At 71.4% G+C, this 16013-nt stretch carries 13 protein-coding genes; 4 read left to right on the top strand and 9 right to left on the bottom strand.

The genetic code is table 11. The features are described 5' to 3' along the window. Window positions 1–42: 42 nt before the first annotated feature. From E2170_RS05765 to E2170_RS05755, 3 genes are read right to left on the bottom strand one after another with little or no spacing between them, the layout of a single operon-like run. Window positions 43–3957, bottom strand: a complete 3915-nt coding sequence (locus E2170_RS05765) for a YhdP family protein (RefSeq protein ID WP_132999635.1) — start codon at window positions 3955–3957, stop codon at window positions 43–45. Window positions 3958–3984: 27 nt separating this feature from the next. Continuing rightward, window positions 3985–5496 carry a ribonuclease G gene (gene rng, locus E2170_RS05760; protein ID WP_132999634.1) on the bottom strand — a complete coding sequence of 504 codons (1512 nt, stop codon included), beginning with the start codon at window positions 5494–5496 and terminating at the stop codon, window positions 3985–3987. Next, a complete protein-coding gene (locus E2170_RS05755) occupies window positions 5493–6089 on the bottom strand; it encodes a Maf family protein (protein WP_132999633.1) in 597 nt (198 codons plus the stop codon). The genes rng and E2170_RS05755 overlap by 4 nt, the downstream gene beginning before the upstream one ends. Before the next feature lie 124 nt (window positions 6090–6213). Here E2170_RS05755 and E2170_RS05750 point away from each other — a divergent pair, with 124 nt between their 5' ends. Next, window positions 6214–6954 (top strand): SIMPL domain-containing protein, encoded by a 741-nt coding sequence (locus E2170_RS05750; RefSeq protein ID WP_132999632.1) that lies wholly within the window; start codon window positions 6214–6216, stop codon window positions 6952–6954. 74 nt (window positions 6955–7028) lie between these two features. Next, window positions 7029–7748, top strand: a complete 720-nt coding sequence (locus E2170_RS05745; RefSeq protein ID WP_425477828.1) for an energy transducer TonB — start codon at window positions 7029–7031, stop codon at window positions 7746–7748. A gap of 12 nt (window positions 7749–7760) precedes the next feature. On the opposite strand, the gene rlmH is transcribed toward E2170_RS05745, so the two are convergent. From rlmH to E2170_RS05720, 5 genes are read right to left on the bottom strand one after another with little or no spacing between them, the layout of a single operon-like run. Beyond that, window positions 7761–8231 (bottom strand): 23S rRNA (pseudouridine(1915)-N(3))-methyltransferase RlmH, encoded by a 471-nt coding sequence (rlmH, locus tag E2170_RS05740; RefSeq protein WP_132999631.1) that lies wholly within the window; start codon window positions 8229–8231, stop codon window positions 7761–7763. 8 nt (window positions 8232–8239) lie between these two features. After that, on the bottom strand, window positions 8240–8656 hold the full coding sequence (gene rsfS / locus E2170_RS05735; RefSeq protein WP_132999630.1) for a ribosome silencing factor: 417 nt from the start codon (window positions 8654–8656) through the stop codon (window positions 8240–8242). A 30-nt stretch (window positions 8657–8686) separates the two neighbouring features. After that, window positions 8687–9364 carry a nicotinate-nucleotide adenylyltransferase gene (gene nadD, locus E2170_RS05730; protein ID WP_132999629.1) on the bottom strand — a complete coding sequence of 226 codons (678 nt, stop codon included), beginning with the start codon at window positions 9362–9364 and terminating at the stop codon, window positions 8687–8689. Then, complete coding sequence (holA, locus tag E2170_RS05725; protein ID WP_132999628.1) at window positions 9361–10398, bottom strand: DNA polymerase III subunit delta; 1038 nt, start codon at window positions 10396–10398, stop codon at window positions 9361–9363. Before holA ends, nadD begins: the two co-directional genes overlap by 4 nt. Further along, window positions 10388–10942: an LPS-assembly lipoprotein LptE gene (locus E2170_RS05720; RefSeq protein WP_132999627.1), complete on the bottom strand. Its 555-nt coding sequence runs from the start codon at window positions 10940–10942 to the stop codon at window positions 10388–10390. Before E2170_RS05720 ends, holA begins: the two co-directional genes overlap by 11 nt. A 186-nt stretch (window positions 10943–11128) precedes the next feature. Between E2170_RS05720 and E2170_RS05715 the strand changes: the two genes are divergently transcribed. Both E2170_RS05715 and E2170_RS05710 read left to right on the top strand, forming a co-directional pair. Continuing rightward, the gene (locus E2170_RS05715; RefSeq protein WP_132999626.1) at window positions 11129–12862 is read left to right on the top strand and encodes an LTA synthase family protein; all 1734 of its coding nucleotides are present in this window, start codon (window positions 11129–11131) and stop codon (window positions 12860–12862) included. After that, window positions 12859–13212, top strand: a complete 354-nt coding sequence (locus E2170_RS05710; protein ID WP_132999625.1) for a hypothetical protein — start codon at window positions 12859–12861, stop codon at window positions 13210–13212. Before E2170_RS05715 ends, E2170_RS05710 begins: the two co-directional genes overlap by 4 nt. A 1-nt stretch (window position 13213) precedes the next feature. On the opposite strand, the gene leuS is transcribed toward E2170_RS05710, so the two are convergent. After that, window positions 13214–15964, bottom strand: a complete 2751-nt coding sequence (gene leuS / locus E2170_RS05705; protein ID WP_243708065.1) for a leucine--tRNA ligase — start codon at window positions 15962–15964, stop codon at window positions 13214–13216. Window positions 15965–16013: the final 49 nt, after the last annotated feature.

Raw genomic sequence — 16013 nt, 5'->3', positions numbered from 1 at the left:
GCGGAAAGTCATTCGAATGAGGTGCGGGCGCGAACGCGGGGATCAAGGCCGCCGGGGGATACCGGTGCCGGCATCGTCCGCACCATCGGCATCGGCGCCGGGGCTCCTGCCGGGCTCCGGCACCGTAGCCGGAAGCTCGCGCCCCTCGACCACCACCTTCGGATCCTTCCAGGGCCCGGTCACGTGGTAGGTGCGCGCGCCCATGCGCCCCAGCGGCTTCTCGAACACCGCGTTCGCCACCGCGCCCACCGCGGCACCGACCGGCCCGGCCGTGATCGCGCCGACCGCGGTCAGCAGGCCACCGGTACGCGGCAGCACCTCGATCACCTGGTCATAGGTCTGCGCGCGCAGGTCGGCGCTGCCGCGCACGTGGATCTCGGCAGCCGCGCCGTCGATGACCACGTTTTCGCCGCTCGCCATGCCGTCGCCGAAGCGCAGCGTGCCGCCGATGCGGTTGAACACGAAGCCGCGCGAGAAGAAGTCGCGGAAATCCAGCATCAGCCGCCGCGGCAGTTCGGCCACGCTGAGCAGGCCAAGCAGGCGGCCCGCGCCGGGCTCGACCTCGAGCAGGCGACCGTCCTTCACCGCCAGTGCCAGGCTGCCCTCGAGCTCGCCCAGCCTGAAGCCGGCGGGCGAACCGGGCCAGGTGCCTTCGAAATGCGCCGTGCCCGCGCCACCGTCCACGCGCTCGCCCAGGCCGAGTCCGGCCATCAGCGCGCCGAAGTCACGGCTGTCCACCGCCACCTGCAGGCGGGTGCGGGCGCGGTCTCCGCGGCCCTGCCATGACCCGCCGACGTCGATCGACTGCTTCGGCGAGCGCAGTTGCATCGACTCGACCTCGAGCCCGTCAGCAACCGGTCGCGTGCGCAACTCCATCCGCCCCAGCGGCGCGTCGGACACGCGCAGATCCTCGACCACGATGGCCAGCGGCGGGATCGATGCGGGGTCGATGCCGTCGTCCGCCGGCGTGGCAACGGCTGCATCGTCTTTGGCGGCGGCCGCAGCGGCTTCGGCATCCGCCGTGCCGGCATTGGCGCTGCGCCAGTACAGGCGCTGCAAGTCCGCCGACAACGCCTCGCCCCCGGCCTGCGGGATCGAAAGCGTGCCCGCCAGGGACTCGCCCTGCAGTACGACGCGGGTGCCCGCGCGCCCGGGCCGCGCGACCACCCGCGTTCCCGGGAACGCCGCTCCAAGCAGCTGCAGCCGGTCCACGACCAGGTCGATTCCGCGCAGCGCCAGGCCTTCGTTCCCGCTCGAACCGCCGAACAGGCCGGCCCACTCCATCGCATCCAGTACCGGCGTGCGGCCGGCGATGCGGATGCCCGATGCCGGAGGTGCCGCGTCGACACGGTCGCTGCCGAGCACCGCCAACACCCCGGTCTGACCGTTGCGGCTGCGCGCGCGCAGGGCGACGCGATCGCCCAGCACCACGTCGATGTCGTCCTCGCCCAGGGGCAGTTTGAGGTCGATGCGCGCGGCCAACGGTTCCGGGGCCGGTTTGCCCAGCGGTTCGGGCAGCGACAGCCGCGTGCCCACCAGGTCCGAGCGAAGCTGCAGGAGCCCACCGGCACCGTCGGCATCGGCGTCCTCGGGCAGGCCCAACGCCAGCGTCCAGGCCGAACGTCCCTCCAGCCGCGCACCCAGCCAGGCCAGCTCCGGCGCACGCGCCGCCAGCTCGGACGAGTCCAGCTCCGCCTCGAGTGCGGCTTCGAAGGCCATGCCGCGCGCCTGCACGTGACCATCGCCGGCACGCAGCGACAGCAATCCCGGCTGGCCGTCGTGGCGCACACGCAGGCCATCGGCGATGAAGCCGGACTGGCCGTAGCGGGCCTCGCCACGCACATCGTCGAAGGCGATCTTCCAGCGGGTTTCTTCCAGCCGCGCCCCGGCGAGATCGACGCGACCATCGACCCGCAGGCCGTCTCCGGCGTCATCGCTGCCCAGGGGGAGCACCATCCCGAAGCTCGCCCGCAGCGGCCCGGACGCAGCCAGGCCGTCGAGGATCTCCTCTCGCCCTTCGCGCAGCGGGCTTGCGCGCAGCAGCGCCAGCACCGGCGTGGCGTCGGCGGCGAACGTCGCATCCACCCGCAGCGGCGCGTCTCCGAAACTGGCGATCCCGGCGCGCAGCGAGGACACCGGCACCTCGCCCAGGCGCGCACTGCCGTCCACCCGGAAGCCGTCGGCGACGAAGTCGACGCGTGCATCGAGGTCGACGGCCGCAGGCCAGCCCGGGTCGAAGCGAACCACGCCGTCCTCGATCCTCGCCGCGGCATGGAAGAGTCCTTTGCCGGCGTTGCGCCCCTCGGCGCTGAAGGGCCAGTCATCGAGGTCACCGGAGACCACCGCCCGGCCCTCGAGCACCCGTCCGTCCACCAGTGCGGAATCCAGCCATTCGACGGCTTCCTCCGGCATCAGGTGGCGGATCCAGAATCGTTTCGCGATGGGTACGCGTGCCTCGTCGAGTTCAGCCGCGAGGTCGATCCCGGGCAGGCTGCCATCGCCCTGGAACAGCATTCCCCCGCGCACGTCGGCTCCGTAGCCGTCGCCGTCGATCCGCAGCGCCGGCGTGCGCACCTTCCAGCCCGAAGGGTCCTGCCAGGCCACCACCTCGCCGCGCAGCCGCACTTCGTGCGCTGGGGGGCCGAAGCCCATCGGCCAGTCGACGACGACCCTGGCCTCGGGGTCGGGCGTGAACACCAGGCCCTGCGCATCGCCGCGCAGGTTGCCGGACAGACCGCGCACGCCCGGCGCCTCGCCGAGCACGGCGAAACCGAATTCCTCGATCCGCGCATCCGCGCGCAGCGCGCCGCCGGCCTCGCCCACGACCTCCACCCCGTGCAACACGCCGCCGGGCCGGGCCGCGGCCAACCAGCGGGCCAGCGCCTCGGGCATCGCGGGCACAAGCGGCGCCAGCGCCAGCAGCGCGCCCGCATCGATGCGCTCGGCCACCAGGGCCCTGCGCGCGCCGCCGGCCAGCAGCAGGCCGTCGAGCACCTGGGCGTCCTGCCCGGCGCCGAGGCGCAAGCGTGGCGCGTCGAGGCGCCAGCCGCCATCGACCGCTGCCCAGCGCGCGTCCAGTCCGAGCTCGCCGAGATCCACCTCGCGCGGCGGCGCTGCGTCGCGGGCGGGCCCGTGCATGCGCAGGTCCTGAATCTCACCGCGCATCGTCACAGAGGCAACGCGGTAGCCCCGCAGGTCCACCCAGGTCTCGACCCGTCCGGCACCTGCCAGCGGCCCGACGCCACCTGCGCGCAACTCCGACCAGGCGGACAGGTCCGCCCTTCGCAGCGCCAGCCAGGCCTTGGCGTCACCGCTGGCGCGGTCGAACTCGGCGGTGATGTCCAGCGGCGACACGCCCGGCACCATCCAGGCCCGCGCCGCCGCGCGCACGCGGTCGCCATCCACGCGCAGGCGCACGTCGACCTCGTCCAGGCGCGCCTGCACGCCGATGCCCGGTGCCTCCACCGCCAGCACGCCGTCGATGACCTGCAGTTCACCCAGGCCCTCCAGCGCGGCGAAGGGATCGCCGTCGGACTGGGTCTCGCCCGGCAGGCCGCGCACCTGCCAGCGGCCGTCGTCGCTGCGCTCCAGCGTCAGTTCAAGACCGCGCAGCCGCAGCTCGGTGAACGAGCGCCCCGGCAGCAGGCCGGCGTACTGCGCCACCAGCACCTCGGCGGCACCGATGGGGATCGCGTGCTCGCCTTCCCCGATCCGCAGGCCTTCCAGGCGCAGCAGCGGTCCGCGCCGCGTCCATTCCGTCCGCAGGCCATCGAAGGACACCGGCCGGCCGGCGCGTTCGCCCAGCCACTGTGCGATGCGGTCGGGGTGGCGCTCGGCCAGCGGCAGCAGCTGGCTGGTGATGCCGGCGCCCAGCGCCATCAGCACCAGGCCGATGGCGATCACGTACCAGGCGCCGCGCCGCGCGCGACGCAGGCCGCGGCGCAGCCGGGCCGCCATCAATCGCCCGCGCGCCGCGCGCGGGGTTCAGAGCAGGACGACATCGAACTGCTCCTGCAGGTACTGCTCGTCGGCCTGGAAGCGGATCGACTTGCCGAGGAACTCCTCCAGCTCGGCCACCGCCACCGACTCCTCCTCGGTGATCCGCGCCACCACCTTGGGCGAGGCGATCACCAGCAGCCGCTCGGCGTCGAACTGTCGCACCGCGCGCACCACTTCGCGGAACACCTCGTAGGTCACCGTTTCCGCGGTCTTGAGCATGCCGCGGCCGCCGCACTCGTGGCAGGTCTCGCTGAGCTGGCGCTCCAGGCTCTCGACCGTGCGCTTGCGCGTCATCTCCACCAGGCCCAGCGGCGAGAAGTCGTAGACCGTGGTCTTGGCGTGGTCGCGCGCCAGCGATTTCTCCAGCGTCCGCAGCACCTGGCGGCGGTGCTCGGGATCCACCATGTCGATGAAGTCGATGATGATGATGCCGCCGAGGTTGCGCAGCCGCAGTTGCCGCGCCACCGCCTGCGCGGCTTCCAGGTTGGTGCGGTACACCGTCTCCTCGAGGTTGCGCTGGCCGAGGAAGGAGCCGGTGTTGACGTCGACCGTGGTCATGGCCTCGGTCTGGTCGATCACCAGGTAGCCGCCGGACTTCAGCGGCACCTCCTTCTCCAGCGCGCGGCCGATCTCGTCCTCGACGCCGTAGAGGTCGAACACCGGGCGCGCGCCGCTGTAGTGCTCGATCCTCTCGGCCAGCCCGGGCATGTACTGCGCGGCGAAGGCCTTCAGGCGGTCGCAGGTCTCACGCGAATCGACCTTGACCTTTTCCACGTCGCGGCGCATCAGGTCGCGCACCGCGCGCATCGGCAGGCTCAGGTCCTCGTAGACGCAGGCGCCCACGCGCGCCGCGGCGACGCCGCGCTCGACCAGGGCCCAGGCCCGTGCCAGGTAGGCCACGTCCTCCGCCAGCGCTTCGGCGGGCTGGCCTTCGGCATTCGTGCGCACGATGTAGCCGTGGCCGCCGGCCAGGGCGAGTTCGCCCACCAGCGACTTGAGCCGGGTGCGTTCGGCCTCGTCCTCGATCCGCGCCGAGACCCCGATCACCTTCGACTGCGGCAACAGCACCAGGTAGCGCGAGGGGATGCTGATCTGGGTGGTCAGGCGCGCGCCCTTGGTGCCGATCGGATCCTTGACCACCTGCACCACGACCTCCTGGCCGTCGCGCAGCAGTTCGCCGATCGGCGGCGTGGCCTGCGGCGCGGGCTGCGCCGGTGCCGGGAGCGGTCCGCCGGCCGGATCCTCGACCGCCAGATCGTCGGCGCGCCCGGGGCGCAGCACGTCGTTGGCGTGCAGGAAGGCCGCGCGCTCCAGGCCGATGTCGACGAAGGCCGCCTGCATGCCGGGCATCACCCGCTGCACCCGGCCCTTGTAGATGTTGCCGACCACGCCGCGGCTCCAGCCGCGCTCGATGTGCAGCTCCTGGAGCATGCCGTTCTCGACCACCGCCACGCGGGTCTCGCGCGGGGTGACGTTGACCAGGATCTCCTCGCTCATGCGCCGCCGCCCGCGCGCGGCGTGCGCGCGTGGATGCCGAAGCCCTGCAGCAGCGCCGCGGTCTCGTGCAGCGGCAGGCCCATGACGCCGGAGTAGCTGCCGGACAGGCGGCGGACGAAGCGCTCGGCGCCCCCCTGGATGGCGTAGGCGCCGGCGCGACCCATGGGCTCGCCGCTGGCGACGTACTCGGCGATGTCGTCATCGGACAGGGCCGCGAACTCCACTTCGCTGGTCACCATGGCCGAAGCCTCGCGCCCCGCGGACACCAGCGAGACCGCGGTCAGCACCCGGTGGGTGCGGCCGGACAGGCGCCGCAGCATCGCCGCCGCCTCGTCGGCGTCGGCCGGCTTGCCGAAGACCTCGTCGTCGAGCACCACCTCGGTGTCCGAACCCAGCACGACGGCGCCGGGCACGGCGACCACGCGCAGCAGGCCCGCGCCAGCCTTTTCCCGTGCGACGCGGGCGACGTAGCCTTCCGGCGACTCCCCCGGCTCCCGCTGCTCGGGGATGTCGACGTCGAGCACGCCGAAGTCGAGTCCCAGGCGCGCGAGCAGCTCGCGCCGGCGCGGCGATTTGGAGGCGAGATGAAGCATGGCCGAAGGATACCGTGCCGATGCCGCCGCAATCCTTCGAGCCGCGCCCATAACCCCGTTCCGGCTCACGACCCGTTCACTCCCCCGGCTCGACCCTTCCCCTCGCCCTTTCCAGGAGACTTCCATGACCCACGCCATCCAGCGCACGGCGTCCGTCGCCGCCCTTTCCCTCCTTCTCACGCTCGGGAGCCTCACCATGACCGCATCCGCGCAGACTCCTGCCGCCCAGGCGATCAGCGACGGCACCCTGCTGTCGGTATCGGCCCAGGGCGAAGCCAGCCGCGCGCCCGACATCGCCACCGCGTCGGCCGGCGTGGTCACCCAGGCCGCGGACGCGGGCGCCGCCATGCGCGAGAACGCCGCCAAGATGAAGCAGGTGATGGACGCGATCCGCGCCGCCGGCGTCGCCGACCGGGACGTCCAGACCAGCGGCATCAACATCCACCCGACCTACCGCCACGTCGACAACGAGGAACCGCGGATCACCGGCTACAGCGCCAGCAACACCGTGAACCTGAAGGTGCGCGACATCGCCAAGCTGGGCGAAGTGCTCGACGCCCTGGTCGCCAGTGGCGCCAACAACGTCAACGGCCCCAGCTTCGGCATCGATCAGCCTGAGGCCGTCTACGACGAGGCCCGGCGCAAGGCCCTGGAGCAGGCTCGCGGCCGCGCCGACATGTATGCCAAGACCCTGGGCCTGCGCGTGCGCCGCATCGTCAGCATCAGCGAGGGCGGCGGCTTCCAGCCCCCGCAGCCGATGTACGCCATGCGTGCGGCGGCCATGGACAGCGGTTCGACCCCCGTGGCCCCCGGCGAGAACACCCTCACCGCAAACCTTGATGTAGTGTTCGAACTCGGACGCTGACAACCCCGCGACCGCCGGTCGCACGTTGGCGCCCATGCACCCGGCACCGTGCCGGTACAACGAGGAGATGGTCCATGGTCCTGCAGCCCGAAGTCCGCAGTCCGTCCCCCGCCCTGCATGCGCGCCAGTCGTCGCATGACGATGCGCACCGCATGGATCCGGTGCGCATCGCCGGAATCGCCGGCGCCCTGCTGCTCAACGGCGCCGCACTGCTGCTGATGCTCGCGCCCCTCAGTCGCCCCGCCACCGCGCCCAGCGGCCCCCGAGGCATCGAAGCCGAGTGGTTTGAACCCAGGCCCGTGCCGCCGCCTCCGCCGCCGGACGTGGTGCCGGTGCAGCCCGCGGCCACGCCTCCCACGCCCGCGACGACCGTCCGGCGTGCCGTGGTCCCGGATCGCAGCCCGGTCGCGCCGCCCGTGATCGACGGCGGCAACGTCGCCGCCGATCACGCGCCGCCGGTGGTGGATGCCGGGCCGGGCGAGGTCGCGGTCGCACCTTCTTCCGGGCCGGTCAGCGGCGTCCGCCTCGCCTACGCCAAAGCCAGCGCGCCGCCCTACCCGCGCGAGGCGCTGCGTTCGGGTCACCAGGGCACGGTGGTGCTGCAGGTCCTGGTCGGCGTCGACGGCCGCCCGCTCGAGGTTTCGGTCGAGACCGGCAGCGGCTACCGCCAGCTCGACGAGGCGGCGCGCCGCCACGTCCTGCGCCACTGGCGGTTCCAGCCGGCGATGCGCGACGGCCACGCGGTGCAGGCGATCGGCCTGGTGCCCGTCCAGTTCAGCCTCGACCGGGGCTGAGCGCCGCAGCGCTCAAGCGCGGTGGTAGGGGTGGTTGGCGAGCAGCGCCGCGGCGCGGTAGAGCTGCTCCGCCAGCACCAGCCGCACCAGCATGTGTGGCAAGGTCAGCGGGCCCAGCGACCAGGTTTCGTCGGCACGGGCCAGCACCTCGTCGGCGTGGCCTTCGGGCCCGCCGACCAGGAAGGCCAGGTCACGCCCCTGGCCGCGCCAGTGCTCCAGCCGGCCCGACAGCTGCTCGGAATCCCAGGCGCGGCCACGCCCGTCCAGCGCCACCACGTGCACGTCGCGCGGCAGCGCCGCCAGCACCCGCTGGCCCTCGTCGCTGGTCGCGCGCGCGGCATCGCGGCCCTTGCCTCGCAGGCCGGGCGTGATCTCCACCAGTTCCAGCGGCAGCCAGTGCGACAGCCGCTTGCGGTATTCCGCGAAGCCCTCGGCGACCCAGCCCGGCGGGCGCTCGCCCACGGCGACCAGGCGCGCCTTCACCGACGGCCTCAGCCCGCGTCGCGGGCGTCGTCGTCGTCTTCGCCCGGCGGCTGGTCACCCACCGTCCACAGACGCTCGAGCGCATAGAACTCGCGCACGCGCGGCAGCATCACGTGGACCACGACGTCGCCCAGGTCGACCAGTACCCACTCGGCCTCGCGCTCGCCCTCGACGCCCAGCGGCTGGTAGTCCAGGCGCTTGGCGAAGCGCACGACTTCGTCGGCGATCGACTTGACGTGCCGGGTCGAAGTGCCCGAGGCGATCACCATGAAGTCGCAGACGCTGGTCTTGCCGCGCACGTCGATCTCGACGACGTCGACCGCCTTGAGCTCGGCGACGGCCTCCATGACGTTGGAAAGCAGCACGTCGACCGCGGGCGGCGGGCTGGGCAGACTGGTCTTGATGACTTGGGCTTGGCTGGTCAAGGGCGACGGACTCGTAGGCGTGGCTGGGGATTATAGCGAAGGCTCCGGGGCGGCCCCGTATCCGTAGAGCCGGCGTTCGCGGATGAATCCGGCCACGGCCGGCGGCAGCATCGCCGCCCAGTCGCCGCCGGTGGCGATCCGCTGGCGGACTTCGGTCGAGGATTCGGGGCGCAGTTCGGGCAGATCCAGCACCGCGAACCCGCCCGCGGGCGAGTCCGCAAGCGCCGCGGTCGGCCGGCGGCGGAAGCCGACCTGGCGCTCGACGGCCGGCGCACGTTCGGCGACATCGTCGATGCCGAGCGGCGATCCCGGCCGGGCCACCGCGAGGACATGGCCATGAGCGAAGATTTCCCGCCAGCGGTGCCAGCGGTCGAGCTGCAGCAGCGAGTCCCCGCCCACCACCCAGGCGATGGGCCGGTGCGGTCCCTGGCGCGCCCGCAGCAGGCGCAGGGTGTCGACCGTGTACGAGGGGCCCTCGCGATCAAGTTCCAGGGTGTCCACGTGCAGCCCTGTCTCGCCTCCGGCCGCGAGTTCGAGCATCCGCACGCGGTCGCCGGCATCGGCGTGGGTCGCATCCTTGTGCGGCGGATCCGCGGCCGGCACCAGCGCCACTTCGGCATCCAGGGCATCGCGCACGGCCAGCGCCACCGCCAGATGGCCCAGGTGCACCGGGTCGAAACTGCCGCCGTAGCAGGCCAGCAGGCTCATGCCGCCAGCAGCGGCATGGCGCGCGGGTCGGCGACGGCCAGCAGCAGGCGCTCCAGCAGCAGCCATTCATCGCCGGCGCCGCGGCCCTTGGCGACGCGGTCGACCTCGCCGGCCACGGCCACGAAGCGCTCCCAGCGCGTGGCCGGATGCCGCTCCAGGGCGCGGCGATAGGCCGCTTCCTTGGCGTCCCAGATCCGCTGCGCCTTGAACTCCGCGCCCAGGTTGCCGCCGCGGGCCTTGACCCGCGCCAGCGCCGCGGTGCGCTGCAGTTCCATCACCACCATGCCCATCAGCGCGGGCACGGCCTCGCCCTCGGCGCGCAACCCGGCGAGCATGCGCACGGCCTGCGCGCCCTGCCCATTCAGCGCGGAATCGACCAGGCGGAAGACGTCGTAGCGCGCGGCATCGGCCACCAGGGCCTGCATCCGCGGCGCGTCCAGGGTTTCGCCGGCGGCGAGCAGGGCCAGCTTGTCGATCTCCTGGGCGGCGGCGAGCAGGTTGCCCTCCACCCGCTCCACCAGCAGCTGCACGGCCGCGGCGTCGGCGCGCACGCCCTGGCGGCGCAGGCGCGCCTCCAGCCAGCCCTGCAGCTCGTGCGGCTTGACCGGCCAGGCCACGGCGATGGCACCGGCGGCGGCGATCGCCTCGCTCCACTTGCCGCCGTGCTTGCGGCTCCACTCGCCGCCGGTAACCAGCAGGCAGGTGTCGGGCGGCGGCTGCGTGCAGTAGCCGGTGATGACTTCCGCGCCCTGCTTGCCCGGCTTCGAAGTCGGCAGGCGGACTTCGATCAGGCGGCGGGCGGCGAACAGGCTGGGCGCGCGCAGGCTGGCCTCGAGGCCGTCCCAGTCGATGTCGCGGCCCTCGACCTCGAACACCTCGCGCTCGGCATAGCCCTGTTCACGTGCCGCCGCGCGGATCGCGTCGGCGCATTCGAGCACCCGCAGGGGCTCGGCGCCGGCGATCAGGTAGATCGGGGCCAGCGGGCCGCGGGACAGCCCCCCGGCCAGTTGCTCGGGGCTCAGCTCACGGGCCATCGGGCGCGGCGGCGTCATCGCCTGCCGCCGGAGCCTCGTCCTGGGCCCGGGCCCGGTTCACGGCATCGATCCGGCGCAGCACGGCCGCGGCCATATCGCGCTGCAGCTCGCGCGACAGCATCTCGCGTTCGCTCTCTGAGCCGGTGGAGTTGTTGGGCAGCGAGACATAGTCGCGCGACAGCTCGATCACCTGCTCGGGAACCAGTTCTTCGCCGTCAATACCCTCGAGCATGAACACCGAGGCGTAGCGCAGGCTGAACTCCTGGCCACGACCGTACTGGTCGACGCTGATCGCCTGCGAATCCCAGCGTTCGGACAGGATCCTCAACACGGCCACGCCCTCGCGATGGCGTTCGGGCACCTCGAAACCGGCGCGCTCGAGCGAGCGCGTGAGCGACTGTGCCAGCGGGCTGTAGGGATTGCGGGCAACCACCTGGACGCCGGCAAGGTCGGGCGGCAGCGCCAGCGGCTGGCGGAGCTGGAAACCGCACCCCTGCAGCAGCAGGACCAGGACGGCGAGGAACAGGGGCAGGCGTCGGTTCATGGCGTCGAAGTGTGTACGACACGCCGCCGGCTATCAACAGCGAACGCGCGCCCTGGTCAGCCTCCATGACAGAATCATTACAATGCGCCGGCGGCGCAATCGACCGGAGAGTGCAGCGTGGTGACCATAGGTACGGCAGGTAGTCGGAGCGCGCCCCTCGCGACGTTCCTGCGCTGCTTCCTGTCCGTGCTGCTCCCCCTGCTTTTCGCGCTCGGCGCCTGGCAGCTGGATCGGGCCTCCATCGGGGTCGCCGCCGATGCCTATCGCAGCCCCGCCACGATCGCGGCCAATGCCCTGCCAGGCCTCCTCGCGCTGCTCGCGGTTTTCATCGCCACGCGCCGGCTGCTGTTTTCCTTTCTGGCCGGCCTGGCCCTGCAGGCGGTGCTGTACCGGGTGTCGGAAATCAAGCTTGCGACCATCGAAAGCCCGCTCGTCCTCGAAGACGCCTACTTCCTGACCGGCATGGACCGGGGCGGCATTGCCCTGTTCTGGGCCTATGTCGAAAGCCCCGCCAGGTTCTGGACCATGCTCGTCGCGGGGCTGCTGGTGCTGGCCCTGGTCGCCTGGCGAGAGAAACCGTGGTTCCGCCATCTGGGGCCGGCCAGGTTCGTATTGCTGGCCCTGCTGGTCGCGGGATCCGCCTCGCTGGTTTCCGCGAGGTGGCCCTGGCCAGCGCTCTACCTGCAGGAGGGCCCGCAGCGCGCCCGCTTCACGGAAATGCCGGCGATCCTGCATTCGGGCCTGATGGCCCACCTGGTCCAGACGCACCTGAAGCGGGTCATGCGCAGTTTCGAGGTCGACACGGCGGCCCTGCACAAGGCGTTCGCCCAGCTGCCGGCGGCCCCGTCCGCCGGCCCGGGTGACCGGCCACTGGCCGGCCAGCGTCCGGACATCGTGGTGATCCTCAGCGAATCCTTCTTCGATCCCAGGATCGTCAAGCGCATGGACGCGCCGGCAGATTCCATTCCGAACGTGCGCACCTGGATCGAGGCCGGCCACGGCGGCTCGATGAGCGTGCCCGCCTACGGCGGCGGCACGATCAAGACCGAGTTCGAGATCCTCACCGGGATGCCCTACCGCGCCTTCCCCGACATCGGCTTCCCGTACGCGGGGCTGGATCTTCGTCCCACGCCCAGTCTGCCCAAGTTGCTGGCCCGCGACGCCGGCTACCGGACCGTGGCCATCCATGGTCACCAGGGTTCGTTCTACAACCGCGCGAATGCCTACAAGCCGATCGGCTTCCAGAAGTTCATCACCTCGCGCGACTTCCGCGGCAGCGGGTTCAAGGATGGCAACTGGTACTCGGACGAATCCATGACCGACCTCCTGATCGGTGAACTCGAGTCCAGCGAGGATCCGCTGTTCGCGTTCGCGATCAGCATGGAAAACCACGGCCCCTACAAGGATCCGCTGAAGCTCCGTCACATGGACGCCTGGCAGAGGATCGAGATGCCCGAAGGCCTGTCTCAACAGACCCACGCAGAGCTGCGCAACGTGCTCTACCACTTGGGCAACGCGGACGCCCAGTTCGCACGCCTGCTGGACTTCCTGCAGCGGCGCAACCGTCCCTTCCTGCTGCTGTTCTTCGGCGATCACCTGCCCGGGCTCAGTTCCTCGTGGACGGAGCTCGGTTTCGTCGACGGCAAGCCCCCGCGCAGCCAGCAGCCGCCCTGGGTGCTGATCCGCGGCCGGGGGGACGCCACCTGGCCGGCCGAAAGGGGCGTCGTCTTTCCCTGGCAGCTGCCCGCGGAACTGGCGTACGAGGCGGGGATCGAACATGCCTACTTCGACTTCAGCCGCCGGGCCGGGGCTGCCATGGGCATGGACTACGCGCGCAAGCCCGATTCGGTGATGGCGAAGGGCATGACCGCAGCCGCGCGCGCGAACCTGAAGGACGGATTCGAGGCGCAACTGCCATGACCGCGACCGGTGCCCTCCGCGGCCTGTCCCTCTCGCTGGCGCTGCTGACGCTTGCCGCGTGCTCGCCGCGGGGCGCAGAGCTGGAAATCATCCCTGCCCGCACCGCCTGCCCGCCGCCAAAGGTGGTGGCGGTTCGCTGGCGCCTGCCGGCGGACGAGCCGCTGCCGGCGCAGCTCACGATCAACGGCCCCGGCAAGCCGACCAAGCCGTGGCGCAAGGCGAGCACACACGAAGGCGAAGCGAACACCGGTTCCTGGGCCGGCGACGGCCTGACGGTGACCCTGGTGTCGAAGGCCGGCAAGCCCCTGGCCAGGCGCACGCTGACCCGGGAACCCTGCGCGAAACGCTGACTCAGCCGGCAACCACGTTCACGATCTTGCCTGGCACCACGATCACCTTGCGCACAGTGAGCCCTTCGAGCGCGCGAGCGACGCCGGGCTCGGCCAGCGCCTGGGCCTCGATGGCCTCGCGCGCGGCATCCGCTGCGACCTCGATCGTGCCGCGCAGCTTGCCGTTGACCTGCACCGCCAGCGTCACCGCGTCGCGGACCAGGGCGGCGGGATCGGCAATCGGGAACGGCACGTCGTCCACCACCTGTTCGGCATGGCCCAGCAATTGCCACAGCGCGTGGCAGGCGTGCGGGGTGACCGGGTTGAGCATCAGCACCATCGCTTCCAGCGCCTCGTGGCGCACGGCACGGCCGGTGTCACTGGCGTCATCGAACTTCGCGACGTTGTTGAGCAGTTCCATCAGCGCGGCGATCGCGGTGTTGAAGCTGTGGCGGCGGCCGTAGTCGTCGTTGACCTTCTGGATGGTCTCGTGGAGGTGGCGACGGAGGGTCTTCTGCTCCGGGGTCAGCGTGGCCGGAACCGTGCCGGGGGCGGGGCCGGCCGCGGCGTGGTCATGGACCAGGCGCCAGAAGCGACGCAGGAAGCGCGCCATGCCCTCCACGCCGGCCTCGTTCCACTCCAGCGACAACGTCGGCGGCGAGGCGAACATCGAGAACAGGCGCACGGTGTCGGCGCCGTAGCGATCGACCATGGCCTGCGGGTCGACCCCGTTGTTCTTCGACTTCGACATCTTCTCGGTGCCGCCCACGTGCACCGGCTGGCCGTCGGACGCCAGGCGCGCGCCGGTGACGCGGCCGCGCTCGTCGCGCTCGACCTCAACCTCGGCCGGGTTGAACCACTCCTTCGCGCCCTTGTTGTCCTCGCGGTAGTAGGTGTCGGCGACCACCATGCCCTGCGTGAGCAGGTTCACCGCCGGCTCGTCGCTGTCCACCAGGCCTTCGTCGCGCAGGAGCTTGTGGTAGAAGCGGAAATACAGCAGGTGCAGGATCGCGTGCTCGATGCCGCCGATGTACTGGTCCACCGGCGTCCAGTACTTCGCGCGTCCGTCGACCATGTCGGCCGCGCCCGGCGAGGTGTAGCGCGCGTAGTACCAGCTCGACTCCATGAAGGTGTCGAAGGTGTCGGTCTCGCGCTCGGCGGCGCCACCGCAATCGGGGCAGGTCGTCTTGCGCCACTCGGGGTCGGCCTTGATCGGCGACTGCACCACGCCCGAAGCAAAGGCGTCGGCCACGTCCTCGGGCAGCAGCACCGGCAGTTGCTCCTCGGGCACCGGCACCGCGCCGCAGGCCGGGCAGTAGATCACCGGGATCGGGCAGCCCCAGTAGCGCTGGCGGCTCACGCCCCAGTCGCGCAGGCGGAAGTTGACCTTGCGGCTGCCGCTGCCCTCGGCCTCGAAGCGCTTGGCCAGGGCGTCGAACGCGGCGTCGAAGTCCAGGCCGTTGTATTCACCGGAATTGATCAGGTAGCCGCGCTCGGTATACGCGCCGCTCTGCTCGATGCCGTCGAGGTAGTCACGGACCACCGCCACCGCGGCCGACATGTCGTAGGCGTCGACGCTGCCGCCGGCCAGCGCGGCCTGGAAGGGATCGGCGTCGTGCGCGACGTCGCCGATCACCTCGTTCAATGCGTCGCGCACCGCCGGCGGCACGATCACCGGGCGTACCGGCAGGCCGTAGGCCTTGGCGAACTCCCAGTCGCGCTGGTCGTGCGCCGGCACCGCCATCACCGCGCCGGTGCCATAGCCCATCAGCACGAAGTTGGCGACGTAGACGGGCACGTCCTCGCCGGTGACCGGATGGATCGCCCACAGGCCGGTGGCCATGCCGCGCTTTTCCTGGGTCTCGAGTTCGGCCTCGGAGACGCCGCCCTTGCGCAGCTCGTCGATGAAGGCGGCGAGCTTCAGGTTCTCCTGCGCGGCCTTCAGCGCCAGCGGATGCTCGGCGGCGATGGAGATGAAGGTCACGCCCATGAGCGTGTCCGGGCGCGTGGTGTAGACCGACAGCGGCGCGTCCTCGCCGTCGACGCGGAACTGGATCTCCAGGCCTTCGCTGCGGCCTATCCAGTTGCGCTGCATGGTCTTGACCGGATCGGGCCAGCCATCGAGCGTATCGAGGCCGTCGAGCAGCTCCTGGGCGTAACCGGTGATGCGCAGGAACCACTGCGGGATCTCGCGCTTCTCCACCAGCGCGCCCGAGCGCCAGCCGCGGCCGTCGATCACCTGCTCGTTGGCGAGCACGGTCTGGTCGATCGGGTCCCAGTTCACCACCGCGTTGCGGCGGTAGGCCAGGCCCTTCTTCATCAGCCGGGTGAACATGCGCTGTTCGTGGACGTAGTAGTCCGGGCTGCAGGTGGCGAACTCGCGTGACCAGTCGATGGCGTAGCCCAGCATCTTCAGCTGGCCGCGCATGTGGTCGATGTTCGCGTACGTCCACTTGGCCGGCGCGGTGCGGTTCTTGATCGCCGCGTTCTCGGCCGGCAGGCCGAAGGCATCCCAGCCCATGGGCTGCAGCACGTTGTGGCCGGTCATGCGCTTGTGGCGGCTGATCACGTCGCCGATCGTGTAATTGCGCACATGCCCCATGTGCAGCGCCCCGGAGGGGTACGGCAGCATCGACAGGCAGAAGAACTTCGGCCGGCCAGGATCCTCGGTGACTTCCCAGGCCCGCGACTGCTCCCAGTAGCCCTGGGCCGTGCGCTCGACGGCGGAGGGTCGATAGGAGGTCTGCTCGGGGGCTGCGCTGGGGTCGGACACGTCGGAAGGCCGCGAAAACGAGGGGCCGACAAGCCTACCGCGTGGCGCG

The sequence above is a fragment of the Luteimonas arsenica genome (assembly GCF_004352825.1).
Classification (GTDB): Bacteria; Pseudomonadota; Gammaproteobacteria; order Xanthomonadales; family Xanthomonadaceae; genus Luteimonas; species Luteimonas arsenica.
This window is presented reverse-complemented; position numbering and strand designations above follow the sequence as displayed.